The sequence below is a fragment of the Halogeometricum sp. S3BR5-2 genome (genome assembly GCF_031624635.1).
GTDB lineage: Archaea > Halobacteriota > Halobacteria > Halobacteriales > Haloferacaceae > Halogeometricum > Halogeometricum luteum.
The window spans coordinates 122,418-149,066 of the sequence record NZ_JAMQOQ010000001.1 but is presented as its reverse complement, the minus strand read 5'-3'; the positions used below and the strand labels follow the sequence as shown (position 1 = coordinate 149,066).

Here is a 26,649-nt window from a genome sequence, read left to right as displayed (position 1 = left end):
CGCGGTCGAAACCGCCCGCCGCCGCGACCGTCCCGCCGGCCGACCGCCCGACCGCACCGTTTTCACCGCCGCGCGCGTAGCGACGGGTATGTGTGGCCGGTACAGCCTGTTCACCCCGGCGGAAGAGCTAGAAGAGCGGTTCGGCGCCGCGTTCGAGACGCCCCCGGACCCGCGGTACAACTGCGCGCCGGGGCAGCGACTCCCCGTCGTGACGAACGAGGACCCCGACGCGTTCCGGTCGCTGAAGTGGGGGTTGGTCCCCCCGTGGGCCGACGACCGGTCGAACGGACTCATCAACGCGCGCGCGGAGACAGTTCGCGAGAAGCCGAGTTTCCGGGAGGCGTTCGAGCGCCGGCGCTGTCTCGTCCCCGCCGACGGCTTCTACGAGTGGGTGAACACGGAGAGCGGGAAACAGCCCTACCGCGTCGCCTTCGAGGACGACCGGCCGTTCGCCATGGCGGGTCTGTGGGAGCGCTGGAAACCGAAGCAGACCCAGACGGGTCTCGGGGATTTCGCCGACGGCGGCGGCGCCGAAGGCGCCGAGGCGGAGGTGCTGGAGACGTTCACCGTCGTCACCGCCGAGCCGAACGGCCTGGTCTCGGAGTTGCACGACCGGATGTCCGTCATCCTCGCGCCCGAGGAGGAGGAGACGTGGCTCCGCGGGGACGGCGAGGAGGCGGCGTCGCTGCTCGATACGTTCCCCGACGCGGAGATGCGGGCGTACCCCGTCTCGACGCGGGTGAACAGCCCCGCGAACGACGACGCCGACATCGTCGAACCGGTCGACGGTTAGGTTAGCGCGGTCGGGGGAGTCGGGTCGGCCGTGTCGTGTCGAATCCGAACCGCCCCGCCTCAGGCCGTCGCCGGGTTCGGCGGCCGCGTCCGGTTCGACGACCGCGATTCGATGAATTCGACGGTGACGGCGACGTTCCGCCCGGTCGCGCGTTCTATCTGCTGCTCCAACCGCCCGGCGAGGTCCGGATAGGCGCGATTCGAGGTCCGACCGACCATGACGGTGATGCTCGTGGGTTCGCGCTCCAGCGAGGTGCCGACGTAGCCGACCTGTACGCCGGACAGCGAGAGGTTGGCGTACTCCGGTTGCTCGAACGTCGCCTCCACCTCTTGATTGACCGAGCGGGCGAAGGCGACGCTCGCGCCGGTGAGGTAGCCGGTGGCGACGAGGGAGACGAGGAGGACGAGGAGCGTCCCGTAGACGGCCATCCGATTGTCGGGGGAGATGGACTTCCGGAACGACTCGCTCTCCTCGCGCCAGTCCGGGACGTAGCCCATCGCCCGGAGGGTGACGAACACGCCGAGGTTGATGGCGAGGATGTTGACCAACAGCAGGAGGAACGCCCCCGTCGCGAGGAGCGGGGACGCCCACGCGATGCCGAGGCCGGCGGCCGCGGCGGAGGGAATCAGGGCGGCCGCTATCATCACGCCGATGATGGCCGTCGACTGCTCGGTCGTGTAGCCGAACGCCCCGACGATGCCCGCGATGACCGCGCCCGTCGTCGAGAGGAACGTCGGCGCCAGTCTGACGCCGACGAGTTCTATCTGCGACGGTTCGAGCGTCGCGGGGACGAATCCCCCCCACTGGAGAAACAAGCCGAACGCCGTCGCGCCCGCGATGGCGAGACCGAGACTGAGAAACTGCTCTCGGACGCTGGCGACGAACATCTCCCAGTCGTTCAGGAGAGCGCCGGCCGGGGCGGCGAGCGCGGAACTCGCCTGCGGGGCGATAATCATCGCGCCGATGATGAGCGCGGGTTGGTCGAGGAGCAGTCCCGCGGCGGCCGCGAGGACGCTCAGCACCGTCCCCACGTAGTAAATCTGGTAGGGCCACTGCATCTCGCGGACCTTCGCGTGCAGTTCCTCCTTCGAGAGCTTTCTGACCGTCGCGGAGTAGCGCTCGCGGAGCCCCTCGTACTGGGACATCTCCACCGTCTCGGCCTTCGTCACCACCGTGTAGGACTCCTCGTCGACGTTCGCGTCTTCGAGGCCCTCGAGCACCGTCGAGACGGCCGCCGTCGGGAGGGGGACCATGAAGAACGTCTCGTCGCCGTCGCGCGGTATCGTCACGTAGTCGATGTCGTTGTCGTCGAGGACGGGGACGACGTCCTCGCGCTTGTCCGCAGAGACAGAGAGATGGAGTTCTCGCATTCAACTAGACGCGTCGAGCAGACCGGGGCTATGGCTTCTGCCTCCATAAACCAGCCTTTTAGGCGGGGCGGCTCTCGGCGGCCCCAATGGGCTTATCGCGCGGCGACGAACCCCCCCTGTGTCATCGAACGAGACGCAGACGTGGGAGTATCGGACGCTCCGCCCGCCGCGCGAGGAGACGAAGAAGGAGACGAGCGACCCGACGGAGAAGCTGAACGAACTCGGGGCCGACGGGTGGGAACTCGCGGACACGCTGGACTACGTCGGGGGTGGAACGAAGTACATCGTCCTGAAGCGCCCCGCCGACAGCGAGTCGGAGGACGGCGATGAGTGAGGGCGACGGCGGCGGTGGCGACGACGAAGGGAGCGACATCGGCACCGCGAACACGATGCGGGGGCGGGCGGACGAGAGTCGGTTGAAGGTCAGACTTCTCCTCCAGACGAACCGGCTGGTCGTGACCGGCGCGTTCGCCCTGTTCATCTTCGCCGGGTTCATCGCCTTCAGCGTCTTCCTCGCGCCGTCGCTGGACGCCGAGATAACGTCCTCGGACACGATAGAGACCATCTTCTCGACGATGATCAGCGTGCTCGTCACGGGGACGACGCTCGTCATCACCATCAACCAACTCGTGCTGTCGCAGGAGAACGGCCCGCTGGGCGACCAGCGCGAGCGGATGAGCGACGCGATGGACTTCCGCACGTACGCGAAGGACCTGCTCGGACAGTCGGTTCCGGCCGACCCCTCGGCGTTCCTCCAAGCGCTCGTCCGCGAGACGGAGCGACGGAGCGAGGTGCTCGACCGACTCGTCGCCGACAGCGACGACGAGGAACTGCGCGAACAGGTGACGGAGTTCGTCGACAGCATCCACGGCAACGCCCAGGAGGTCGAAGACGAGTTCGACGGCGCCTCCTTCGGGACGTTCGACGTGCTGTTCGCCGCGCTCAACTTCAACTACTCGTGGAAGATATACCAGGTCGAGCGCATCACGGGCGAGTTCGACGACTCGCTCACAGACGACCAGAAGCGGGCGTTCGAGGACCTCCGAACCTCCCTCTCGATGTTCGGGCCCGCCCGCGAGCACATCAAGACGCTGTACTTCCAGTGGGCGCTGGTCAACCTCTCGCAGTACATCCTCTACGTCGCGGTGCCGGCCCTCCTCGTCGCCGGCGTGATGCTCACGTTCGTCGGCGCCGAGACGTTCGGGTCGACGCAGTTCCTCGACGTGCCGGTCATCACGTGGGTCGTGAGCGGGGCGTTCACCCTGACGCTGATTCCGTTCCTGCTCTTCACCTCCTACATCCTCCGCATCGCCACGGTCGCAAAGCGGACGCTCGCCATCGGTCCGCTCATCCTCCGCGACTCGCAGCGATAACCCCTCGTCGCCTCCGCGAACGAACTTTTTCGGCACACCTAAAACGCTCGCCGCCGAGTCGCGGGTATGAGCGAACGAGCGTACGGCCTCGACGACGTGAGCGTCGTCATGGGAGCGTACAACGAGGTCGAGGCCATCGGGTCGGTGCTCGCGGACGTCGACGCCGCGACCGACGGAGAGGCCGAAGTGGTCGTCGTCGACAGTTCCGACGACGGCACCGCCGCCGTCGCCCGCGACCGCGGCGCGACGGTGGTGAAACAGCCCCCGAAGGGGTACGGTGCGGCCGTCGAACGGGCGCTGGCCGAGGCGTCGAACCCGGTCCGAATCACCACCGACTGCGACGGGACGTACCCGATGGACCGGGTTCCCGACTTCCTCGAACTGGTGAACCGGGGGTACGACGTGGTGAGCGGCGACCGACTGTATCACGGCGCCGAGGCGATGCCGGCGCTGAACCGCCTCGGCAACCGCGCCTTCGCGGCGGCGGCGAGTCTCCTCTCGGGGGAGCGACTGTACGACGTGACGACCGGGATGCGCGCCTACCACGAGGACGTCGTCGAGTCGATTCGCTGGACGGAGAACACGGGGCTGTCCGCCGAACTGCTCGTCCGGCCGGCGATGCGGGGCTACCGGATTCGACAGGAACCCATCGAGTACGCCGAGCGACTCGGGGAGACGAAACTCGACCCGTTCGTCGGCGGCGGCGAGATAGCCGCTTCTATCCTCCGCGTCTGCGTCGAGGAGCGACGCCGGCGACGGCGATAGGGTCGGTGAGCGCCGGGCGCTACCCGTCCGCTGATTCGTTCGGCGCGTCCCGCCCGTCCGAGACTTCCGAGAGCGTCGCGTTCACCCCGACGCCCGCGGGGGGGTCGTCGACGGCGCGCGGGACGCACCGCGTCGGCACCGGACACCGCTCGATAGTGGGGGAGAGCGCGCGGACCGACGACGGCGAGGTCCGCTCGACGGGGAACACCACCTCGTAGCTGAACCCGCTGGCCGGACCCGTCTCGACGAACACCTCGACGAACACCTCGTCGTCGTCGGTCAGCGGAAGCGAGACGCTCGCGTTTTCGTCCCTCCCGCCCCCGGACGCGGGTTCGAGCCCCGTCCCGGAGACGGTCAGCCGACCCGGAGCGGCCGCCGCCGAAAGCGAAATCGGCCCCTCGGCGTCGGTCGCGACGAGGTACGTCGACCCGTCGTCGGCGTGCACCCTGACCGTCGCGCTCTCGGCGCTCTCCGGCAGGGCGAACGTCGCGTCGAGGACGGCTCGCTCCCCCGAGACGCGGGAGACGGGGACGACGGCCGCGCGGACCGTCGAGTCGTCCGTGGGGACCCACGACCCGGCGTACACGTACCGGCGGAGGTCGCGGTCCGGAAACGCCGCGGCGACGGCGAGTTCGCGGGTGTCGCCCAACGCGTACACCCTCCCGTCGTCGTAGTCGGCGTCGTTTCTGAGCGTCTGGAACGGATGGTTCAGCCACGGCCCGTACGTCGTCGGGAGGAACACTACGGCGTCTCCCCCTTCCCCCGACGCGTCGGCGGACGACGGCGGGAGCGGGGACGGAACGGTCGTCGGCGACCCCTCGTCCGCGAGGGGGGCGTAGGCGGCGCGGTACTCCGCGGTCACGGCGGCGTCGCGGGCCGCCACCTCGTCGACGGCCGAGACGGCGACGGCGCCGCCGACGGCGGCGCAGACGAGGAGGACGAGAGCCACGAGCGAACGCGCCCGGGTCGCGTCGAGAACGCCCCCGTCCCGTCTCGCGGCGCGCACGGCGACGAAGCGCCGGACCCGGTCGGCGCCGGCGACGAGGGCGAGGGCGGCGAACACCGCCGTCGGGACGACGAGGTCGTAGTGGTAGTACGGACCGAGGTAGTGGACGAGGCCGTCCGAACCGTCTTCGAGGGCGCCGAGGACGTTGTAGTTCCCCCAGAAGGCGACGTTGCCGGCGGCGACGGTGAGGTACGTCGCCGCGAGGAGGCCGGGGCGGACGCGGCCGCCGTGGACCACCGACCGGCGGAGGAGGGCGAGGGCGACGCCGACGGCGGCGAGAGCGGTGCCGACCCGTCCGGCGACGACCCACTCGGAGAACAGGTCCGCGAGGACGAGCGCGTTGGCGCGGAGGCCGAGTTCGGGGGTGTATGCAACCTCGTGTCCGAGGATGGCTCGGCTGCCGAAGCCGAGGCCGTCGGACGGGGCGAACGCCAGATACGGGAACACGAACGGGTCGCCCGTGACGACGGCGTTGTAGCCGAGGGCGGCGAGCACGCCCGCCGTGCCGCCGGCCGCGGTGACGAGGCGGCGGGCGACCAGCGAGCGGCCGAGACGACCCCCCCGAAGCGACCCGAGGAGCGTGACGCCGGCGTGGGCGACGAAGGGAAGCGCGAACAGCACGGCGGTGTACGGCCGGGAGAAGAAGGCGGCGCCGACGGCGAGGCCGGCGGCCGCCGCGTCGCGGAGGCTCCCCCGTCGCTCGGCTCTGAGGTAGCCGACGGCGAACGCGACGTTCAGCGTCGTCGTCAGCGCGTACGGCAGGTAGACCCCGGAGTGGACGACGAACAGCGGCGTGAGCAGGAGGAGGACCCCCGCGAGGGCGCCGACGCGGGCGTCGAACAGTTCGCGGCCGAGGGCGACGACGCCAGCGACGAGGCCGGCGGCGACGCCCGCCAACGCCAGCGGGTAGCCGCCGAGCGCCTTCCCGAGGGCGAAGACGGCCGCGGGCACCGGGGCGTACTTCGAGTACAGCCCTCGGTCGCTCTCGACGAAGAACCACGGGCGGAACGCCTCCTCGACGGGCGGGCGGAGGAACAGTCGGCCGTGCAGGAGCAGGTCGGCCTGCTGGAGGTACACCCCTTCGTCGTGGTTCAGCGAGCGGTACGGGAACAGTTCGGTCGCGACGAGGAGGGCGACGGCGGCGGCGAGGAGGGCGAGACAGAGCGCGGCGACTCGCCCCCGGTCGAGTCGGGCGAAACGGCCGAGTCGGGCGAAGGCGGAGCGGAGACGGGAGGAGGCGGCGTGGTCCGTCGTCGGGTCGTCGGCGTCGGTCGATTCGCCGGACATCTCACTCGGGAGGGTACCACGCGAGGGCGTGGTCGGCCACGAGCGTCACCGCGACCGGTTCGCCGACCTCGAACTCCTCGGTGTGGTTGTGGAGACAGCGGACGACGGTGCCGTCGTGGAGGCGGACGTGGTAGACGAACGAGGGGCCGGTGTACTGCCGGCGGACGACGACGCCGTCGGCGTCGGCCTCGGGCGCGGGCGTCGCCCGCAGGTCGTCCGGGCGGACCAACACGTCGACGCTGCTGCCGGCGTAGCCGTCGCCGAGGCCCGCCAGCAGGTCGCGGTCGTACGACCCGACGGCCGTCTCGACGGCCTCGCCCGTCACCGACGCCGGGAGGAAACTCGCCTGCCCGAGGAAGGAGGCGACGAACCGCGAGGTGGGGTGCTCGAACACCTCGCCGGGCGACCCCACCTGTTCGACCCGGCCGTCGTTGACGACGGCGACGCGGTCGGAGATGGACAGCGCCTCCTCCTGGTCGTGCGTGACGGAGACGGCGGTGACGCCCGCCTCGTCGAGGATGCGCTTGACCTCCTCGCGCATCCGCACGCGGAGGCTCACGTCGAGGTTCGAGAACGGTTCGTCGAGGAGGAGCACGTCGGGTTCGGGCGCCAGAGAGCGCGCGAGAGCGACCCGCTGACGCTGCCCGCCCGAGAGGTCCGCGGGCGAGCGGTCGCCGTACTCGCCTAATCCTACTAATTCGAGCAGGTCGGCGACGCGGCGCTCAGCCTCCGCGGAATCGGGGTCGTCGAGTCCGAAGGCGACGTTCTCCGCGACGCTGAGGTGGGGGAACAGCGCGAACTCCTGAAACACGAGTCCGACGTCGCGGTCCTCGGGGGGCGTCGGAGCGCCCTCGCCGTCGACCACGTCGCCGCCGACGGCGATGGTTCCCTCCGAGGCCGTCTCCAGACCGGCGATCATGCGCAGCGTCGTCGTCTTCCCGCATCCGGAGGGACCGAGCAGCGTGACGAGTTCGCCCTCCCCGACGGTCAGGTCGAGCCCCGAGACGGCCGTCTCGGAGCCGTAGCGCTTCACGACGTCGGTCAGTTCGAGGACGGCGTCCGTCTCGGGGTCGTCGTCGGCCGCGACCGTCTCGGAAGCGACGGCCGGGTCCTCCCGAGCGCCGACGGCCGCGCCGCCGTCAGGGGCCGGGTTCGGGTCCGCCGCGGGCGCGTTTCGGGAACGCTCGCTCCTCGCGTCGGCGCCCTCGGCTCGGTTCCGCCGCGTCTCCTCGCGGTCCGTGGTGGTGGTTGTATCCTCACGCATCGTCGCGTCCTCCGCTGAGCAGCGGGATCATCGAGAGACCGGAGACGGCGACCAAGACCAGCGCCGGCAGCGCCGCCCGGCCGTAGTAGCCGGCCTCTTGAACTCGCCAGATGTAGGTCACAATGGTTGTAAACCCTGTCGGATGCAGGATGAGCGTCGTGTCGAGTTCCTTCATCGTCGTGAGGAACACGAGCGCCGCGCCCGCGAGTAACCCCGGCGAGATGAGCGGGAGCGTCACCCGGCGGAACGCGCGGCGCGGCGACGCCCCGAGTAACCGAGCCGCGCCGATGAGGTCGCGGTCCACGCCGAGCACCGACGAGCGCGTCGACCCCACGGCCTGCGGGAGGAAGCGGACGACGTAGGCGAATACGAGCAGGGGAAGCGACTGATAGACGAGTTGCGCGGCCGCCGGCGCGACGGCGTCGCGGAGCCACTGGCTGGAGAAGAACACGAGCGCGAGGCCCAACACGACGCCCGGCATGGCGTAGCCGAGGTACGTCGCCCGTTCGACCAGCGCGGCGAACGGGGAGTCCGACCGCCCCGCGTAGTAGGCGACGGGCAGGGCGAACAGCACCGTCACCCCGGCGGTCAGCGCGGCGGCGTACACCGAGTTGGCGGCGAACGCGGCGTCGAACGCGAGGCCGCCGCCGCTGTACCCCGGACCGGAGCGGACGAGCCACATCGCGAGGATGCCGACCGGAAGCGCGAGCGTGAACAGGCTCACGGCCGCGGCGGCCGCGGCGGCGACCCAACGCAGGCGGCCGAGCGAGACCACCGTCTCGACGGAGGAGGGCGTCCCGTAGCCGGCGGCGGCGTCGCCGCCGACGCGCGATTCGAGCGCGAGGATGACGGCGGTGACGGCGAGCAGTTGCATCGACAGCAGCGTCGCGTTCGCCCGCCCGACGCCGAAGCTGTTCAGTTCGACGTAGATGACGCGCGTGAACACGTCGTATCGCATGATGGCGGGCGTCCCGAAGTCCGAGATGGTGTACAGCGCGACCAGCAGCGCCCCCGCCGTCACCCCGGGCGCTATCTGCGGCAGGATGACGCGGCGGAACGCCTCGGGGTAGGTGTGGTTCAGCGTCCGCGCGGCCTCCAACTGCGTCGCGTCGAACGACAGCAGCGAGGCGCGCGTGGTGAGGAAGACGTAGGGGTACGTAAAGAGCGTCAGCACGAGCGCCGTCCCGCCGAGGCCGTAGACGGTGGGAATCGTGATACCGAGCGGCGCGAGCAGGTCCGCGAGCGCGCCGCTGGGGCCGAACGCCGAGACGTACGCGAACGCGCCGATGTAGCTCGGGACGACGAGCGGGAGGGCGGCGAGGACCGTCCACAGCCGCCGGAACGGGAGGTCCGTCTGCACCGTCAGCACCGCGAGCGGGACGCCGACGGCGACGGAGGCGGCGGTGACGACGGCGGTGAGGGCGAGGCTGTTGACGAGCACCGTCGTCGCCGTCCCGGAGGTGAGAAGCGAGACGGCGGCGTCGACGTCGAGCGACGAGGCGCCGACGAGCAGCCACACCAGCGGCGACAGCACCGCGGCGGCGACGGCGGCGGCGAGGACGACGACGGCCGTTCCGGGTTCGTCGTCGCCGTCGTCGAACAGTCGGCGGACGCGGCCGAACCCCCCGCCCGAGGGCATCTCAGGGCGCCCCCATTCAGAGGACTCCCACGTCCCGCATCAGCGTCAGCGTCGGCTGAATCTCCGAGAGCCGACTGAGGTCGATGCTCGGGGGGTTCAGTTCGTCGATGGTCGGGAGCCCCCCGACGGGCGGGACGTCCGGGACCATCGGGTAGGCGTACGTCCGCGTGGCGAAGAACTCCTGCGCCTCGGCCGACAGCAGGTGGCGGACGAACGTGAACGCGAGTTCCTGATTTCCGCTGGCCGAGAGCACCTCCACGCCGGCGGCGTTGATGAGTGCGCCGGCGTCGCCCCTGGTGAACGCCAGGTCGAGGGGGGCGTTCGGACGCGCGGCCTGCACCCGCAGGGCGTAGTAGTGGTTGGCGAACCCGGCGTTGAGTTCGCCGTCGGCGACGGCGTTGGAGACGAGGAACTCGTTGTTGTACTCGGTGACGCCGGCGTCGAGCATTCCCTGCAGCCACTGGCGCGTGGCGTCGCGACCCTCGATGAGGCGCATCGCCGTGACGAACGCCTGGAACGCGCCGTACGTCGGCGCCCAGCCCATCGCCCCCGCGAGCGCCTCGGACTCGGGGAACTGCATCACGCTGTCGGGGACGTCCTCGTTGGACAGCGCCGAGGTGTTGTACGGGACGGCGCGGGCGCGGCCGGCGACGCCGACCCACAGGTTCTCGGGGTGGAACTCCTCGGGAACCGGTTCGACGACGTCGGAGGGGAGTTCCGCGGTGAGTCCGCGGTTGGCGACGGCCGCCAGCGCCCCGGCGTCGACCGACCAGAACACGTCGGCGGGCGACGCCGACCCCTCGTTGATGAGCGTGTTCGCCGCGTCGGACGTCCCGGACTCGCGCGCGTTGTAACTGAAGTCGTCGTACATCGACTCGAACCGGGCCAAGAGGTCGCGGTAGAGGCCCCCCTCGCCGCCGCCGAGGTAGATGGTCAACTCGCCGCTGAGGTCCGGCAGGTCCGCGATGGTCGTCCCGCCGACGTCGCCGCGGCCCTCAGCGAGGGGACCGGAGCCGCGGAACTCGCCGAAGGAGTCCTCCGTCCCTCCGGCGGTCCCGTTCGCGGCGCCGTCGGTTCGGGTGCCGGTCCCCTCGCTCTCGTTACCGGTGAACCCGCCGCACCCGGCGAGGCCCGAGAGGCCCGCGGCGCCGAGTCCCGCGAGCACGCGCCGACGGTTGTAGCGTCGCTCAGTCATCGGCGACCACCGCCCCTTCCTCGGCGTCGACCGGACGCGGTTCCAGCGCCGCCAGGCAGTCGAGCCAATCGCGCATGTACTCCCCGCAGTGATTCAGGAACGCGCCGTTGTTCCATTCGGAGAAGTCCCCCTCCGCGAGGGCGTCGGCCATCGCGGCGAACGCCTCCTCGAAGGAGTCGGCGTCGTCGCCGACGTCGTCGACGACGCGCCAGACGTGTTCGTTCAGTTCGAGGCCGGCGACTTCGTTCGCCAGGTCGTCGAACGTCGAGCGGGGGGCCTTGTTGTGCTCGCAGAGCGGACCGCCGTTGTACACCCGCTTGCCGAGCACGTCCGCGGCGCGCTTGAGGAACAGCCCCGACCAGATGTCGTCGAAGCGGCCGACCGACCACTCGTTGTCGTCCATCGGCAGTTGGTAGAACGCCGGGACGACCTCCCGGCGGAACGCGAGGTTCATCGAGCAGACGGTGAGGTACTGGCCCTCGCTCGCGACGAAGTCGCGGTCGAAGTCGGCCGCCTCCGTCCGCGTTTCGGCCTGTCCCCGCAGGTCGCCGTCCATCAGGATGCGGACGGCGTCGAGGTCGGGGACGTTCGTCCAGAGTCCCTGGGAGGCGACGACGGAGTCGACGTCCTCGACGCCGGTCTCGACGTCCTCGTCCATCGCGGCGTAGGGGTAGCCGCGCGGGTAGAGGTCGGTGTCGCTCTGGTAGAGGACGTTGACCCACGACTCGTCCGAGCGGACCGACTCCATCTCGCCCTCGTGGGCGAGGTTCGACATGTGGGTGCCGAAGAAGTCCTCCTCGTCGTGCGGCAGGGTGTCGTCGTCGATGAAGACGCCGTACTCGAAGCGGTCGTGCGCCCAGAGGTACAGCAGTCCGAACGACGTCTGCGCGTGACTCGCCGCGGGGACGAGGTGGTCGTACTCCGCGACGCCGCGCGACTCGAACCACGCCTCGCGGTCGCTTCCGTCGAAGACGGCGCCGTCGACGCCCTCCTCCGCCAGCATCGAGCGCATGGCGTCGGCCTCGCAGAAGTCCTCGGTGACGAGGACGAAGAACAGTCGGTCGGTGTCGAAATCGTGCTCGCGAGCGTTGGCGACGTACTCGCGGACGCACTCGTACTCCCGAATCGTCGGAACGACGACGCAGATATCCTGTGGCGCGCTCATTGTGCGCAAGACAGGATTAGGCCAACCTAAAAGTACCGATGGCCGGTTCGGCGGGCGCGAGATGCTGAGAGAATCAGAGGCGGTCGGAAACGTGGTCGGCCGCTTTCAGCGCCAGCGCCGCGATGGTGAGCGTCGGGTTCATCGCGCCCCCGGTGACGAAGACGGAACTCCCCGCGAGCGTGAGGTTCGAGAGGTCGTGCGTCCGCAGTCGGGGGTTCACGACGCTCGTCTCGGGGTCCGTCCCCATCCGGGTCGTCCCCATGTGGTGGTACGCGGGGCCGGTGTTCTCCGGGCCGACGGTCCACTCGACGTCCGCGCCCATCTCCGTCAGCACGGCGCGCTGAATCTCGTTGGCCCGTTCGATTGTCCGGCGCGTCGGGTCGTCGAGGCTCCAGACGACGTCGGGGACGGGGTTGCCGTGGTCGTCGGTGCGCGAGGGGTCCAGTCGGACGCGGTTCTCCGCGCGGGGGAGTTGCTCGACGAGGGCGCCCATCGCTATCCGGTTGCCGTAGCGGCCCCGAATCCGGTCGAGCAACTCGTCGCCGAAGACGTCCGCGCCGAGGGCCACGTCCGCGGGCGCCGGGCCGGCGTAGTTGAGGAACTCCAGCTTTATCGCCGTCCGCGAGTCGTCCGGCCGGTCGTAGAACTGGTGGCTCTCGGTGGTGTTGAAGCCGACGTGCTTCTGGCGGGTGGGTTCCGGGAGCGTCCCGCCGACGCCCGCGAACAGGTGGTCCATGAAGTACCGCCCCACGGCCCCCGAGGAGTTCGCGAGGCCGTCGGGGTAGCGGTCGCTCGCCGAGAGGAGGAGGAGGCGCGGCGTCTCCACCCCGCCCGCGGCGACGACGAACTCGCGGGCCTCCTGTCTGTACTCCTCGCCGTCGGGCGTCGCGTACACCGCCGCCGTCACCCGGTCGCCCGCGCCGTCGTGTTCGAGTCGCTGAACGGGGACCCTGTCGAGCACCCGCGCGCCCTCGGCCTCCGCGCGTTCGACGTGCCGGGTGGCGTCGTACTTCGCCCCGGATGGGCACACCGGTTTGCAGGTGCCGTATCCGACGCAGGCGCTCTCGCCGTCGACCGGTTCGGAGTTGCGGGCGTTCGGCACCGAGTGGGTGGCGATTTCGAGCGTCTCGCACGCCTCGGCGAACAGCGAGTCGCTGTACGAGGGGGGAAACGCCGGGAGCGGGTGGGGGCGCTCCCGCGGCGGCGCGAAGGGGTTGTCGGAGGCGCCCGAAACCCGCAACTCGCGTTCGGCGGCGGCGTAGTAGGGGCGCAGGTCCGCGTAGTCGAGGGGCCAGTCGGAACCCAGACCGACCGAGGAATCGAGCTCGAAATCCTGTTCGTGCAGGCGCATCACCATCCCCTGCCAGTGGAGGGTGCTCCCGCCGACGCCCTTCACCCGCGCGGCGTTCAGCGGGTAGAACCGCTCGCCCGAGGAGGAGTAGGCGTCTCGCTCGCCGCCCATGCCCCATATCGGTCGCTCGTCTCCGGGCCGGAGGTGTCGCTCCATCCGGTCGGGTCGGTCGTCCGGGTCGAATCGGGGTCCGGCGTCGAGCACCACCACGTCGTACCCCGCGGCGGAGAGTTCGGCGGCGACCAGCGACCCGGCCGGTCCCGCGCCGACGACGCAGACGTCCGCGCGAGGGGAGGGCGTGCGGTCCGGCGCGGTAACGGACCCGTCGGGGGCGGAACGACCGCTCATCCGTTCGGACCCTCGCGGTACGACTCGGTGCCGCCGGGATGGCCGGGCGGGTTCTCCAGACCGGCCAGTCCCGCGCCCGTCGGCGAGGTGTAGAAGGCGTACAGCAGTTCGTTCACGACGTAGTGGCGCACTCGCTGGGCCGCGGTGCCGTCGGGCGCGGGGTCCACCACGTCCACGCTCATGTAGTCCAACACGTCCCGGCGCGTCGACGCCGAGAGCGCTGCGTACCGGTCGCCGTGGAACTCGTCGGCGTACTCGTCGAGCGATTCGACCGCGGCGGCGACGCCGCGGGCGTAGCCGTCGTCGCCGTCGACGCGCCCGCCCGTGTAGGTGCCGACGAACTCCGCGACACCGTCGACCGCCGACGGATAGACCACTTCGGCGACGGCGACGAGCGTCTCCATCTCACTGTCGCCGACCGGGGCGCCGTTCGAGGCAATCGGCCCGGCACCGCCGTCGGACGCCCGCGGCGCCGCACACCCCGCGAGCGACCCGGCCCCTGTCGCGGCGAGGGCGGCGAGCGCATCCCGACGCGTCAGCTCCATTCGAGGCTGATTTTGGCAGGCCTAAACAAGAGACTTGCGTTCGGGCTCGGGCGCCGATTTGGTCTATGGAGTTCGAGACGAAGGTGGGCATTGTATATAGCCCCATAGAGTTTACAGGACTCGGAGGAGACGAACGACTAGTGGTAGCACTAGACATACGAATCGGGAAATCGACGCTCGGGACCTCAGAGACCGTGGTTCGCTGGGAGAGCGTCGGCGGGCGGCGTCGGCGCCGAGTCGGACCCTCAGAGTCGCCGAGGGGGTTTCGAGTCTCCTCGGCGCTCGACGGAGGCAAGAAACCGGAGCAGTCGGGAAGAGGAGGCGATATCCGAGCAGCGACAGTCGAAGCCGCGGAACCGCTGAAACGGACGAAGTAGAAGGCCCACGGCACCGAGAGATATCGATACCCGACGAAGCTCCACCGAGCGGTGCAGCCCCCGATTCGGTCGACGATGGTTCGAGTTCGAACGAGGAAACCGACGGCTCTTCCGCGAAACACGGGCCGGCCGCGTCTGCTCGCACACGCGCGAGTTCCCACAGGTGGCGAACGGACGGACTCGTCGGTACGGCGGGACGCCGGCGGAAGTGCACTCGCCGCTTCGGAGAACCTGTTGGGCTTCGAGAGTCCATCCGCGGGGTACTGAGTATCGGTACGTCTGGTCGGAACGGCGGAGCGTCCGAGCGGCGAGTGCGGTTGGGACGGTTTCGGACGACTCCCGGAAGTTGGGTTGGGTCGGGTCACGCTGGTATGTCCCGGTACGAAGTCAGGTGCCATCCCGTGAATCGGGGGACCCGGTCCGGTGGACGACCAGCGTTCGGACGCTCCGCTTGCCCAACGTGCGCGGCGGTCGGTCGGGCCGTCTCTCAATTCCCGGCGCGACGACTAACCGTGAATCCTGCCACACGGTCACCGGCCGAGTACCGGCAACATTGGCGTTCTTCTGGACAGGTGTTCTCGGGCCGCGACCCCCAGGGTGAACGGGTGGAAGAAGGGGTTCCGAGCAGCCTTATATTCATCCTCGTTGTTAGAGAATATATCGCTCGATGTAGGGGAAGGTCGTGTGCGCGGTGGAGGGGAAACGGCGGACCGTCCGGGACGGGTACGTACCGGACGGGTCGGGTCTACGACGACAGAATTCGCTCTACCCTTATCTGTGTGCATACTGTTCGTGGCGCCTCTGTACATGCGTTTGCACAGATAATCTCATTTTCCACACCCCTCTCTAACAATATAAGTAGAGTTATATTGTTGAGGACTGCATCGAGAGACGAGCCCTCGTGTCCGAAACCGAACTACGATTCGAGACAGTAGTGTCCGCCCGAACGGGGCGAACGCCAGCGGAGAGAAGGGAGGGATTCGGCCGTCGACTCGGTTCCGACCCCGACCGGAGAATTCGATTACCGGGTCCGGTGCGGACCGTCGGCCGTCACGGCGTTCGGTCCTCCAACCGACGGCACGGGAAGGTGGCGTAACTCCGTGTCGAGCGACGACTCGGAAGCCGAACGGAAGTCGGTGATGACCTACGTCCCCGCCCACCAGAAAGACGAGTGGAAGCGCCACGCCGAGCGACTCGGAATGAGTCAAAGCGAGTTCGTTCGGACGATGGTGCAGGCGGGCCGCAGCGACTTCGCCGTCCCGGACCGATACGGCGAATCCGAAGAAGCGGAGTCCGACGACGGAGATGAAGGGGGAAGCGAGTTCGAAGAGCGCGTCCTCGGAGCCCTCTCGGCGGCCGACCACCGCTCGTGGGACGAACTCCTGAGCGCCCTGACCGACGACATCGAAGACCGACTGGACGAGACGCTGCAGGACCTCCAGGCGGCGAATCGGGTGCAGTACAGCGGTCGGCACGGCGGTTACTCGCTCGCGCCGGGCGCGTCCGGGGGGGACGATGGCCGTTGAGACGGCCGACGGGGAAACCGTCGAGGACCCCGTCGCGTACTTCCTCCAAGACATGACGTACCACGGTCGTACCGAACGGACCAGAGAGGCCTACGAGCGCGTCCTGCGGCGGTTCGAGGCGTTCCTCGCGGACGCCGACGCGAACCCGATGGGCGCAGAGCGACGCGTCGAACGGGCGTCGCACCGCGACTGCATGGCGTGGATCCATTCGCTGCGAGGGTCGGACGCCGCGGACAGCACCGTCGCCACGTACGCGACCTATCTCCACCGGTTCTACGCGTACATGACGCAGGTGGGCGCGTTCGAGGGGAATCCGATGACGCTCGTGATGGAGGAGATGGACGAACAGATAGACGCGAACCCCTCCCGCCGGGAGATATCCGTCCCGGCGATGCGCGAGTTCCTGCGGGGGGTCCACCATCCGCTCGACCACGCGGTGCTGTGTACGCTCCTCAAGACGGGGATGCGCGTCGGCGAACTCTGCAATCTCGACTGTCGGGACGTGTCCCTCGCGGACGGGACGCCGCTAGGCGACGTCTCGAAGCGGGCGCAACTCGACGGCCGCGGCCCCTCGCTGTACGTCTCCGCCGAACCGTCGGCCGGCGAGACGACCAACGGCGAGCGACGGACGGCGTCGAACAAGCGCAAGCGCTCTACGGTCGTTCCCGTCGACGGGGAGTTGGAAATCGCCCTCGCGCGCTGGTTGGCGGTCAGGCCCGACGTGCGCTCGCCCGCCGAACCGCTGTTCGTCAGCACCTCGGGGAGTTGGGGCGAACGGTTGACGACCGACATGGTCCACCACCTCGTCGAACGCCACGCCGCCGAGCGGGGATGGCACCGCGCCGGCGGAGACGCCGAGGAGAACGTCACGCCCCACTACTTCCGGCACTTCTTCACCACGCACCTCCGAGACCGGACCGGCGACCGCGGCATCGTCAAGTACCTCCGCGGCGACGTCGGCGGCGACATCATCGACACCTACACCCACAACTGGGGCGACAGCGTGCGAGAGACGTACGAACGCCACATTTATTCGCTTCTCTGATACGTTCGGACGTCGCCGCGCGGACGAGTAAATGGTATGTTGCTATACTAAATCCGGGGTTTCGGACGCCGGCGCACCACGAGTTATTACCCCGGTGACCGCAGTCGGGGACATGCCGTCGCACGGAATCATCGCGTCGGGAGACGAACGCAACCGGACGACCGCCGTTCGGATGAGCCCGGGTTCGTTCCCGAGATGAGTGCGCTCCCGCCCGAACGACCGCTGGCGCACGTCTACGACGCCGCCTACGCGGGCGTCCCGAACTGGGACATCGGCCGGCCGCAGCGACCGTTCGTCCACCTCGTCGAGACGGGGTACGTCCGCGAACCGGTGTTGGATCTCGGATGCGGGACGGGCGAACTGTCGCTGTTCTTGGCGCGGCAGGGCTTCGACGTGCTCGGCATCGACATCTCGCCCGCAGCGATCCGGCAGAGCAGAGAGAAGGCTCGGTGGCGCCGTATCGACGCCGCGTTCTTGGTGTGGGACGCCCTCTACCTCGACCGACTGGCCGACGCCGGGTTCGCCTTTCGGACGGTGCTCGACTCCGCCATGTACCACGTCCTCACGGCGGAGGAGCGAGACCGACTGGTCGACGGCCTCGGAGAAGTCGTCCGCTCCGGGGGTCGGTACTGCGTCCTCGGCGACGCGCGCACCGACGACCGCTCGGGGTACGGCATCACGCCCGGAGAGGTCGGTGCCCGATTCGAGTCGACGGGCGAGTGGGAGACGGAGTTCGGCTACCGGACGGTGTTCGAGCGGCGACACAGCAGCAACCCGGCGTACTTCGTCGGACTGCGACGGCGGTGAGCCGGGAGCGACGGTCGCCGGCCGTCGCTTCGGGCAGTAGCTATATCCGCAGGAGACTGGACTCGATAATATGAACGTCGGAGGAGCGCCGGCTATCGACCGGCGGCGCGTCGGATGGTGGCTCGTCGCGGCGGGGGTGGCCGGCATCGTCGGACTGTTTCTGTACTCGTTCGTCGGGACGTTCGTCCTCGGACTCTTCGTCTACTACGGAGCCCGGCCCGTCAACCGGCGCATCCAGCGGGTGGTCGGCTCTCGCGGACTGTCGGCAACGGTCACGCTCCTGTTCATCGTCGTGCCGACGCTGGCGCTTCTGGGATACGCCGGATTCGTCGCCCTCCGGGAACTCACCGCGACGCTCGACTCGGGGACGGTCACGCTCCTGTTGAACCGACTCCCCGGCGACCAGCAGACGTTGGCGGGCGTCGCCCGAAACTTCCCTCAGTTCGTCCAGCAACTCGGCGATATGTCGCAGTTCCGGCAGGCCCTCCAGACGGCCGCGGGCGCGCTCGGCACGCTGACGACGGGACTGCTGCACCTCACGCTGGCGCTGGCGTTCGCGTTCTTCCTCTACCGGGACGGCCACCGGCTACAGGCGTGGTACCGAAAGACCGTCGGCGGCCGCGACACCGCCGCGTACTCGTATCTCGCCGGCGTCGACGCCGACTTGGAGGTGGTGTACTTCGGGAACGTCCTCACCGTCCTCGCGGTGACGCTCGGGTCAATGGCCGTCTACAACGGCTACAACGTCCTCGCCCCGTCGGCCGTCGAACTCCCGTTCCCGACGCTGCTCGCAGTCCTCACCGGTCTCGCGACGTTCGTCCCCCTCGTCGTCGGAAAACTGGTGTACGTCCCGGCGACGGCGCTCCTCGCCTGGCGGGCGGTGCAGGCCGATGGGAGCCTGCTCGTCTACCCCGCCGGGTTCCTCGTCGTCGTCTTCCTCCTCCTCGACATCCTCCCGCAGTCGGTCGTACGGCCGTACATCTCGGGACAGACGATGCACGAGGGCGCAGTGCTGTTCGCGTACATCCTCGGCACGGCGCTGTTCGGCTGGTACGGCCTGTTCCTCGGGCCCCTGCTGTTGGTCATCGTCGTCCAGTTCGCCAACTTCGTGCTGGAGGACCTCCTGTGGGGGCGTCCGTTCTCTCCGCTTCCGACCGATACGACCGGTCTCGGTACCGACCCGAGGGGAGCGAAGGCGGACACCGACGCCGGCGCCGACGCGACGGACGGCGGGTCAAACCCGGATAGCAGCGACGCCGCGGACGAAGCGGAAGGCGAGGACGAGGGGAAGGGTTAGAGGAGAGCGAACCGGGTCGCTGTGTGTAGACGCCGAGAATGTGGAGCGGAAAGAAAAGGGAGATCAGACGACCAGTTCCGTCTCGACGTCGGGACCCGTTATCGCCCGTTCGACCCGTTCGGCCGTCTCGGTCGTCTCGGCGACGTTCTCCATCAGCACCGTCTCGGAAGGAAAGAGGTGTTCGCCGAGGACGAGGCCGTTCTCGCGCGCGGTCGACCCGGTCATCGTGAGGTAGACGCCGAGACCCACGTCCGCGACGGCCGCCTCCTCCTCGACGGATTCGTCTGGGTAGGCGAAGGAGACGCCGTCGAGGGGACCGGTGCCGAGGACGGCCTCGACGAGTCGCTCGTAGCGCGGCGAGATGCAGAGCGGCCCCTCGTAGCCGGCGACGAACTCGCGGTTCAACTCCGACCCCGGCGGCAGAATCTCGGGTTTCGCCATCAGCGTGTGGTAAACGGTGTCACCGAGCCCGCTCACGACGCGCACGTCGGTGTCCATCGGGTCGATGCGGGCGTTGATGTCCGCGAGGGAGCCGACGCCCTCCTCGCGCAGTTGCACGACCTCTTCGAGGACGAGGTCGGCGCTGTCGAAGCCGAGACCGAACTCGTGGGTCCGGAGCGCCCGAAACGGCTCCTCGCGGCCGACGAGTTGGACGTCGACGCCGTCGACGTCGAGGGTGACGCTGTCGAAGACGATGCGGCGGGGCATCCCCTCCCGGTCGTCGCGGAGGAGCGTGTACTCCGGCGCCGCGGGGTCCGAGAGGTCCGAGTAGGCCGCGAGTCGCTCGTACACGTCGCGGTCGGGATGGGCCTTCCCCTTGGTGACCGCCTTCTCGTGTCGGAGCGTCGAAGTGACGTCGTCTGCGACCTGCGCCGCGTCGGCGCTCGCGGCGAACCGGTCGAGCACGGCTTCGAGCGGTCGCCCTTTGCGCGGCACGGCGACGCGCACCGTCTCTGTCATTATCGGGTGCACGGGGACAGCGATTAAACAGGTTGCGCTTCGATTCGGCGTCTCTCCCTCGGTCGATGCGGGTCGAAAACGGGCGCTCGGACGCTTACTCGCCGGGGCCGAACGCGTCGTTCAGCCGTTCGCGGAACGCCATCAGCACCTCGATGTCGTCCTCGATGTCGTCGACGCGGGACCGCACTTCGTCGAGTTCTTCGAGTTCCGAACGCAGGTCGTCGATGTCGCCCGCCAGCGACTCGCGCGCGGAGACGAGGTCGCCGTCGAGGTCGGCGATGTCCTCGCGCACGTCGCCGAGTTCCTCGTCCAGTCCGGCCGTCGCGGAGGCGGTCTGGCTCAGGTCCTCGGACAGTTCCGCGACGTCGGCGCGGACCGTCTCCATCTCCTCGTCCAGCGTCGCGCTCAGTTCCTCGACGCCCGCGACGGCCTCGGTCGCCCGGTCGTCGACGTCCGAGAGGCGCGCGGCGGCGTCCTCGACGCGTTGGTCGAGCGCCGAGACGTCGCCTTCGAGCGTCGAGACGCCCTCGCGGATGTCGTCGCGGTCGGCGTCGGCGGCGGTCATCTCGGCGTCGAGGGCGGCGAGGTCCTCGCTGAACGTGTCTATCTCCTCGTTCAGCGCCTCGACCTCGCGCCGCAGGCCGGCGACGAGGTCCTGTCCGGTACCCTCCTCGTCGATGAACTCCGCGAGGGCGTCGCTGTACGCCTGCAGGTCGTCCATCTGCGCCTGCAGCCGGCGGATGCGGACGTCGGCGCTGCGCGGCAGGCCGAAGTCGAGTTCCGAGCGGAGGAGGTCGAGGTCCTCCTCGTTCACCTCGCCGGCCCGCAGTTCGGCCGCCAGACCGGCCGCGAACGACCCCGGTGCCGCGCCGTCGGCGGTCGCGCCGACGTCGACGTCGACTTCCGCCTCGTCGTCCGACTCCCTTTCCGCGTCCGCGGGCGTCTCGACCGCGAGGTCGGTTCCGGAGTCCGAGTCCGACGCGCGCGTTATCGCGGGCGTCGCCCCGGTAGCCAGTTCTCGCGGGGCGACCTCCGCGGCCGCGGGGCCGGCCGTCGACCCCTCCGATTCGCCGAGCGCCGTCTCCACGTCCGCGGCGGAGGCGGAGGTGGAGTCGAGTTCGGCGGACGCGGACGTCGTCGGTTCGGCGTCGGGAACCTCGCTCTCGGCGTCGCCGATAGCGGCCTCGACGGTCTCTCGGTCGTCCTCGTCGGCGAGACTCCCGTGTCCTTGGAGGGCGTCGCGGACCAATTGACTCCGGTCCTCGCCGAGGATGTCCTCGACGCCGCCGTCGCCGGGGTCTTCGCCCTCCTCCGGGACGGGCGGCCGTTCGAGGACGGGGTCGACGAGGAACGCCTCGGCCTCGTTCAGTTCGTCGAGTCGGACGCCGTAGACGGTGATCACCTCCTCGTTCGGTTCGAGCGTTCGCTCGTACTCCACACGGTGGTCCTTGTACGCCGCCCAGTTGTCGCTCTCGTACTCCGGGTGGAACCCGACGCCCTCCATCGGGAACTCCTCGGGAATCTGGTCGACGATACGGATATGTTCGGGCTCCTCGCTGTCTGAGACGATTCGGAACTTGATGGCGGGCACCGGAAACTCGTCGGCGACGAACGACTTCTCCACCCGTACGTCTCCGTTGGAGACGGACACCGGCTCCCCCACATCGGACTCGCGACTCATGCGCCTTCCTACCAGAAGAGATGACATAAATCAACCGGGGAAAATATGAGATCTGAGAAAGGGAGCGCGACGGGTCCGCTACAGGTCCACGCGGTCGCCTATCTCGACGATATCGAGCCGTTCGGGGTGGTCGTAGCTCTTCGCGTGGTGGTGGAGCACTGTCGGGTCAGCGGTCAGGCCCTTCCACATGTCCCAGTGGGTCGGCACGAAACGGTCGAACTGGAGGTCCGAGGCGGCCTTCACCACTTCGTTCTCCGTGGAGTACCACTTCGTCCGGACCGGTTCGCCCGTCTCCTTGTCGTCGATGTTGCCGACGGCGCCGAACGCGAGGACGCCCACGTCGATGTCGTACTCTTCGGCGAGTTCGTCGAAGTCGTCGTGCGGTTTGGTGTCGCCGCCGTGGAAGAACGTCCCCGAATCGTGTTCGATGACGTAGGAGACGGGATGCGTGGCGTCGGGGTCGTGGGAGAACTCGACGTGAATCGTGAACTCCCCGACCTCGAAGGTGTCGCCCTCTGCCACCTCGGTGAACTGCTCCTCCGAGAGGTCGTACTCGTCCAACCACGCCTCGTCCTCGTACGCCACGTCCAACGAGTCGTCGGGCGCGTAGTACTGCGCGCCGGTCGATTCGAGGATAGGGGCCTGACTCGGCCCGTGAACGTGGTCGGTGTGCTCGTGGGTCGCGAGCACCGCGTCCATCTCCTCGATATCGTCGGGGTCGAACGGCACCGGAATCATGCGGACGGTCCGCGGCGGGTCGCCCAGACCGACGTACGGGTCGATGGCGACGGTCGTCCCCTCGCTGCCCTTCAGGAAGAAGCCGTTGCAGCCGAGATACCACGCGGAGACGGTGTCCGGCGACGCCGCTTCGACGGCGCGCGGGAGCCAATCGCCCCAGTCACTGACGCTCATGCCCGTGCGTGCGTCCGGGCGGGGGCTAAGTGTTGCTGTTGCGGACCCCGAACGGTCCCGACGACCCGAACTATGTAGGGCCCAAGGTTCATACAACTGAGGCTCGAAACAAAGGTCAACCTCGCAGACCGCCGCCAGGATACGGAGCGTTCGACCCGCCTCGTTTCACGCAGCCGGAACGCGAAAACATCACGAAAGAACACAACGATCGTAGCGAGTAGGAACTCTATAACCTACATACGGATAGGGAAGCTACTCACTACTACCCGTTAGCAAACTAATACCCGGCATAAGATATATATTGGACACCGACGTGACATAGTACGTCATGTCAGTTCATCGCAGACAGACGGCCGACTTCTCGCAGATGGACGAGACGATGCGCCTGCTCGGACAGTGGGAGCCGGAACCGCCGGCTTCCGACCTGGACTGAACCCGCGCGGCGCGCCGTCCGTCCCCCCGCAACCGAATCGCCCGCCCTCAACGACGACCGTTCTCTCGGTCCGTTTTCGGACGAAACACGTACCAGCCGCGGCGCTGACGAACCGATATGCGAATCAGCATCATCGGCGGCGGCACGGTCGGCGAAGAGGCCCGCGAGACGGCCGTCGCCGCCGGCCGTATCGTCGCCCAGCGCGGTCACACCGTCGTCTGCGGCGGCCTCGGCGGCGTGATGGAGGCGGCCTGCCGCGGCGCGAAGGAGGCCGGCGGCGACACCGTCGGAATCCTCCCCACGGAGCGACGCGCGGACGCGAACGACTACGTAGATATCGCCGTCGCCACCGGTCTCGGCCACGCGCGCAACGGCCTCGTCGTGATGAACGGCGACGGCGTGATAGCTATCGACGGCGCGGGCGGGACGCTCTCGGAGGTGGGTTTCTCGCTCGTGTTCGACCGGCCCATCGCGGGGTTAGGCACCCACGATGTTCCGGGCGTGGAGGCCTGTGAGACGCCCGAGGAGGCGGTTCGGTACGTCGAAGACGAGTTAGGTGTCTAGTACCACCGTACGGTGGTGCCCGTCATTCCTTCCGATTCTCCCAGAACCGCGACGCGACGGCGCCCGTCCCGACGGTTCCGAGGACGAAGTTGGTCAGGTCGCCGACGACGGGAATCACCGAGAGCGCGGAGACGACGACGGCGCCGACGAGGAGGGCGAACGCGGACGCTACGAACGGCGTTTCGTTGACACGTGTGGAGGGAACGGCCGGAGAGAGCGCGAATCGGATAAAATCCTTGTGGAGAAGAGAGTCCCGGGCGGGAGGGCTACCTCACCACGTCCCGTGGAACGTGTCGAACTCCAAGGAGTCGAGTGGTTTGTCGCCGACGGCGATTCGGTACTCGCCGGGCGTCAGCATCGGCTTGTGGAAGCGCGGGCCGTCGTCGGTGGTGATGCGCGGGCACCCGGTGTTGACGAACGCGTCCATGTCGAAGTTTCGCAGTCTATCGGGCGTCACCTCGTCCATCGTGATGAGGTAGGCGTTCGGGTTGTCCTCGAGTATCTTCTCGGCTATCTCCATGCGACCCTGTCCGATCTTCGTACAGAAGATGACGCCCCACTTCTCGGCGTCCATCGCCTTGTGGACGGAGGCGTAGCGCTGCTTCATGAACTGCTCCGTGTCGGCTATCTTCACGACGTTGTTGACGGGGTCGGCGATGACCACCTTCTTCTCGGGGTGTTCCATCGCCAGACCGAGCGGGTGGAACTTCCCGCCGCCGACGTACAGCACCTGGTCGGCGTCGATGTCGGCGGAGGCGTAGTTGCAGCCGAGCACCTGCCCCTCGTGGGAGAGTCGGTCGTCGCCGCGGCGGGTGTGGACGTCGTAGCCGCGCTCTTCGAGCCAATCGCACATGTCCTCGAAGCGGTTCATGTGCTGGGCCGTCGTCACGAGGCCGACCTCCTCGCCGTCGAGTTCCTCGAGGGAGTCCTCCAGGATGGGCATCGGGTCGACGTTCGAGAACAGCGGGACGTAGATGATCTTGTCCGACTGCTTCATCGGCGAGTGGCCGAAGTGGACGAACACGTCCGTCCGGCGCATCAGGTAGGTGTCGAGGTCGCAGGCGCCGTAACAGGGCTGCCCCGACAGCATGAACGTCACGTCGTCGCCGCACAGTTCGCGCAGGTCGTCGGCGACGGCCGGACCGCGGCGCTTCAGGCCCTCGGGGAACTGGAGGCCGACGCGGCTCGCGCCGCGCTCTTCGACCTCCTCGACGATGCGTTCGAGTTCGTAGTCCCACTCCCGGTCGTGCCGCAGGGACATCCCGGTGTTTCTGAGGTCCCCCTCCGAGGTCGCGTCTTGGCTCATTGCACCTCTCTTGCCAGTCGGGAGGGATAACGTCGGCGGTTCCTCCCCCTAACACGTCGGTTCGGCCGTTACGAGGCTGTGCGACGGGCTCTCGGTCGCCACGGCCGGCGACGGCGCGGACCCGTCGGCGGAGTCGTCGCCGGTCGGGTTCGCGCGGCAGGCCGCCGTCGCGTCGGCGGACGACTCGCTTCCCGTCGCGCGCCCGCCCGGCGGCATCCGGTCCGGCGTCGACATCGGCGGGGGTGAGTCGGGCCGCGTCTCCGTCCGGGCGCGCTCGTACCACGCCGGCGGGGAGACGTCGACGGCGCCGACGTCGTCGTACGTCAGTCGGTACGTCACCCGCCGTGCCTCTCCGCCGTCGGTCCGGTTGTAGGAGACGACCAGCGTCTCCACGAAGCCGTCGGGGGCGACCCGGGCCTCAGCGCGGTAGTCGTCGACGCTCGCCGGGTCGTCGACCGCTTCCGGAACGCCGGTGGCGACGACGCGGAGCCGAGACGACTCCGCCTCGCGCGCGACCGACGTCCGCGTCGCGTTCAGGTAGCGCGCGACGGCCACGGCGGCCCCCCGCTCGATGACGCCGTGGCCGCCCTCGTCGAGGCGGGCCGGATAGCGCCGGAACCGCTCTTCTTCCCCTTCGGGGTTGTTTCGGACGTACGTGTACCGCCCGTCCGCGTACGCGGCGTACCGGACGAGGCTTCCGTCCGCCGTCGCTCCGTCGTCGCCGTCGCGGAGGGACCCGACGACGGCGTACCGGTACGTCAGCGGCCCCGCGACGGCGGCCCGCCGTCGAACGTCGGTCCAGACGTCTCCGTCCCACGTCTCGGTGCCCGAGGCGCGAACGACGAGGCGGTAGGACCGGTCGACGGCGGCGTCGGCGTGGGCGGCCGCGAGCCCTTCGGGATCCGTCACGCCCGTCGGGCCGATACCCGGCGGGAACGACTCGCTCTCGGTCCGGGCGGTGGGTTCGGCGCCCCCGCCCGAACCCGACGTCGACCCCGCGGCGCCGTCCGTCGGGGGGAGCGCGAGACCGAACGGGCCGAATAGCGCCGCGACGACGAGCGCGGCGAGGACGACGGCGGCGACGCCCATCCCGAGGGAGTCCCCGACCCGCCCGAGCGCGGCCCGGCGGCCGGACGACTCGTCCGGGTTCGGCGCGTCGACGACGGGCGAGGCGTCGAAGTGCTTCCGGAAGAGGCGCTCGGCGTCCCGGCGGTCGAGGCCGTACAGCGCCAGGTCGCGAAGTTCCGCGGGGCCGACGACGGAGGCGTCCGCCCGCGCGGCGCGGCGCAGAAGCGCGGACGTGGGTCTCGCCGCGACCACGGCGTCGGCGTCGGCCGCGACGCTCGGTCGGCGGAGCCGTCGCCGTCCGGGGACGGGCGAGAACACTCTGCCGCCGTCGCGGAGGACGACCGCCCCGTCGTCGCGGACGGCGACCGACTCCCCCCGGGCGGCGTACAGGTCGGCGACGAACGCCGTCAGCGCGTCCCCGTCGAGTCGGCGGAGCCACCGGGCGAACTCGTCGGACGTGACGACCGGCATACGATACCGTACCACTCGAGCGGTGACGGTTCTTTCCCCTTCGGGAGTCCGGCGGGAAGCGCGGCGGGACGGGGGACGGCGGCCGACCACCGCCGCCTCCG

The 26,649-nt window shown here is 69.2% G+C and carries 24 protein-coding genes; 10 read left to right on the top strand and 14 right to left on the bottom strand.

Annotated features, from left to right (window positions below; all coding sequences use genetic code 11):
* Positions 1–88: 88 nt before the first annotated feature.
* Positions 89–793: an SOS response-associated peptidase gene (locus NDI79_RS00710; RefSeq protein WP_310926530.1), complete on the top strand. Its 705-nt coding sequence runs from the start codon at positions 89–91 to the stop codon at positions 791–793.
* A 59-nt stretch (positions 794–852) separates the two neighbouring features.
* Here NDI79_RS00710 and NDI79_RS00705 read toward each other — a convergent pair whose 3' ends face one another.
* The gene (locus NDI79_RS00705; RefSeq protein ID WP_310926529.1) at positions 853–2,163 is read right to left on the bottom strand and encodes a DUF389 domain-containing protein; all 1,311 of its coding nucleotides are present in this window, start codon (positions 2,161–2,163) and stop codon (positions 853–855) included.
* A gap of 118 nt (positions 2,164–2,281) precedes the next feature.
* Here NDI79_RS00705 and sp36 point away from each other — a divergent pair, with 118 nt between their 5' ends.
* The 3 genes from sp36 (at position 2,282) to NDI79_RS00690 (ending at position 4,301) form a co-directional block, all read left to right on the top strand.
* A complete protein-coding gene (gene sp36, locus NDI79_RS00700; RefSeq protein ID WP_310926528.1) occupies positions 2,282–2,497 on the top strand; it encodes a Sp36 family protein in 216 nt (71 codons plus the stop codon).
* Complete coding sequence (locus tag NDI79_RS00695; protein ID WP_310926527.1) at positions 2,490–3,536, top strand: DUF7972 family membrane protein; 1,047 nt, start codon at positions 2,490–2,492, stop codon at positions 3,534–3,536. The genes sp36 and NDI79_RS00695 overlap by 8 nt, the downstream gene beginning before the upstream one ends.
* Before the next feature lie 66 nt (positions 3,537–3,602).
* Complete coding sequence (locus NDI79_RS00690; RefSeq protein WP_310926526.1) at positions 3,603–4,301, top strand: dolichyl-phosphate hexose transferase; 699 nt, start codon at positions 3,603–3,605, stop codon at positions 4,299–4,301.
* Between the two features lie 19 nt (positions 4,302–4,320).
* Here the strand turns inward: NDI79_RS00690 and NDI79_RS00685 are convergent, their stop codons facing one another.
* From NDI79_RS00685 to NDI79_RS00655, 7 genes are all read right to left on the bottom strand, one after another.
* On the bottom strand, positions 4,321–6,594 hold the full coding sequence (locus NDI79_RS00685; protein ID WP_310926525.1) for a DUF7846 domain-containing protein: 2,274 nt from the start codon (positions 6,592–6,594) through the stop codon (positions 4,321–4,323).
* 1 nt (position 6,595) lies between these two features.
* A complete protein-coding gene (locus NDI79_RS00680) occupies positions 6,596–7,858 on the bottom strand; it encodes an ABC transporter ATP-binding protein (protein ID WP_310926524.1) in 1,263 nt (420 codons plus the stop codon).
* Positions 7,851–9,497, bottom strand: coding sequence for an ABC transporter permease (locus tag NDI79_RS00675; protein ID WP_310926523.1), 1,647 nt, complete (start codon positions 9,495–9,497; stop codon positions 7,851–7,853). Before NDI79_RS00675 ends, NDI79_RS00680 begins: the two co-directional genes overlap by 8 nt.
* Before the next feature lie 16 nt (positions 9,498–9,513).
* Positions 9,514–10,692: an extracellular solute-binding protein gene (locus tag NDI79_RS00670; protein WP_310926522.1), complete on the bottom strand. Its 1,179-nt coding sequence runs from the start codon at positions 10,690–10,692 to the stop codon at positions 9,514–9,516.
* A complete protein-coding gene (locus NDI79_RS00665) occupies positions 10,685–11,857 on the bottom strand; it encodes an alpha-1 4-glucan-protein synthase (RefSeq protein WP_310926521.1) in 1,173 nt (390 codons plus the stop codon). The genes NDI79_RS00670 and NDI79_RS00665 overlap by 8 nt, the downstream gene beginning before the upstream one ends.
* A 73-nt stretch (positions 11,858–11,930) precedes the next feature.
* Complete coding sequence (locus NDI79_RS00660; RefSeq protein ID WP_310926520.1) at positions 11,931–13,556, bottom strand: GMC family oxidoreductase; 1,626 nt, start codon at positions 13,554–13,556, stop codon at positions 11,931–11,933.
* Positions 13,553–14,101 carry a gluconate 2-dehydrogenase subunit 3 family protein gene (locus tag NDI79_RS00655; RefSeq protein ID WP_310926519.1) on the bottom strand — a complete coding sequence of 183 codons (549 nt, stop codon included), beginning with the start codon at positions 14,099–14,101 and terminating at the stop codon, positions 13,553–13,555. Before NDI79_RS00655 ends, NDI79_RS00660 begins: the two co-directional genes overlap by 4 nt.
* A 65-nt stretch (positions 14,102–14,166) precedes the next feature.
* Between NDI79_RS00655 and NDI79_RS00650 the strand changes: the two genes are divergently transcribed.
* The 5 genes from NDI79_RS00650 to NDI79_RS00630 all read left to right on the top strand — a co-directional run bounded on the left by NDI79_RS00650 (position 14,167) and on the right by NDI79_RS00630 (position 19,153).
* The gene (locus tag NDI79_RS00650; protein WP_310926518.1) at positions 14,167–14,478 is read left to right on the top strand and encodes a hypothetical protein; all 312 of its coding nucleotides are present in this window, start codon (positions 14,167–14,169) and stop codon (positions 14,476–14,478) included.
* Positions 14,479–15,617: 1,139 nt separating this feature from the next.
* Entirely contained in the window at positions 15,618–16,004 is a 387-nt protein-coding gene (locus tag NDI79_RS00645; protein WP_310927609.1) for a DUF5805 domain-containing protein, read from the top strand.
* The gene (locus NDI79_RS00640) at positions 15,994–17,049 is read left to right on the top strand and encodes a tyrosine-type recombinase/integrase (RefSeq protein ID WP_310926517.1); all 1,056 of its coding nucleotides are present in this window, start codon (positions 15,994–15,996) and stop codon (positions 17,047–17,049) included. The genes NDI79_RS00645 and NDI79_RS00640 overlap by 11 nt, the downstream gene beginning before the upstream one ends.
* 195 nt (positions 17,050–17,244) lie before the next feature.
* Entirely contained in the window at positions 17,245–17,856 is a 612-nt protein-coding gene (locus tag NDI79_RS00635) for a class I SAM-dependent methyltransferase (protein WP_310926516.1), read from the top strand.
* A 70-nt stretch (positions 17,857–17,926) separates the two neighbouring features.
* Entirely contained in the window at positions 17,927–19,153 is a 1,227-nt protein-coding gene (locus tag NDI79_RS00630; protein ID WP_310926515.1) for an AI-2E family transporter, read from the top strand.
* A 63-nt stretch (positions 19,154–19,216) separates the two neighbouring features.
* Here NDI79_RS00630 and NDI79_RS00625 read toward each other — a convergent pair whose 3' ends face one another.
* From NDI79_RS00625 to NDI79_RS00615, 3 genes are all read right to left on the bottom strand, one after another.
* Complete coding sequence (locus tag NDI79_RS00625; RefSeq protein ID WP_310926514.1) at positions 19,217–20,113, bottom strand: phosphoribosyltransferase HisG-related protein; 897 nt, start codon at positions 20,111–20,113, stop codon at positions 19,217–19,219.
* A 94-nt stretch (positions 20,114–20,207) separates the two neighbouring features.
* Positions 20,208–21,794, bottom strand: coding sequence for a hypothetical protein (locus NDI79_RS00620; RefSeq protein ID WP_310926513.1), 1,587 nt, complete (start codon positions 21,792–21,794; stop codon positions 20,208–20,210).
* A gap of 78 nt (positions 21,795–21,872) precedes the next feature.
* Positions 21,873–22,706, bottom strand: a complete 834-nt coding sequence (locus NDI79_RS00615; RefSeq protein ID WP_310926512.1) for an MBL fold metallo-hydrolase — start codon at positions 22,704–22,706, stop codon at positions 21,873–21,875.
* Between the two features lie 550 nt (positions 22,707–23,256).
* On the opposite strand from NDI79_RS00615, the gene NDI79_RS00610 reads away from it, so the two are divergent.
* Complete coding sequence (locus NDI79_RS00610) at positions 23,257–23,703, top strand: TIGR00725 family protein (RefSeq protein ID WP_310926511.1); 447 nt, start codon at positions 23,257–23,259, stop codon at positions 23,701–23,703.
* A gap of 22 nt (positions 23,704–23,725) precedes the next feature.
* On the opposite strand, the gene NDI79_RS23755 is transcribed toward NDI79_RS00610, so the two are convergent.
* The 3 genes from NDI79_RS23755 to NDI79_RS00600 are packed head-to-tail and all read right to left on the bottom strand — an operon-like array spanning position 23,726 to position 26,548.
* The gene (locus NDI79_RS23755; protein WP_484494541.1) at positions 23,726–23,932 is read right to left on the bottom strand and encodes a DUF8173 domain-containing protein; all 207 of its coding nucleotides are present in this window, start codon (positions 23,930–23,932) and stop codon (positions 23,726–23,728) included.
* 42 nt (positions 23,933–23,974) lie between these two features.
* Positions 23,975–25,009, bottom strand: coding sequence for a diphthamide biosynthesis enzyme Dph2 (gene dph2, locus NDI79_RS00605; RefSeq protein ID WP_310926510.1), 1,035 nt, complete (start codon positions 25,007–25,009; stop codon positions 23,975–23,977).
* Positions 25,010–25,057: 48 nt separating this feature from the next.
* Positions 25,058–26,548, bottom strand: a complete 1,491-nt coding sequence (locus tag NDI79_RS00600) for a hypothetical protein (RefSeq protein ID WP_310926509.1) — start codon at positions 26,546–26,548, stop codon at positions 25,058–25,060.
* Between the last annotated feature and the right edge of the window lie 101 nt (positions 26,549–26,649).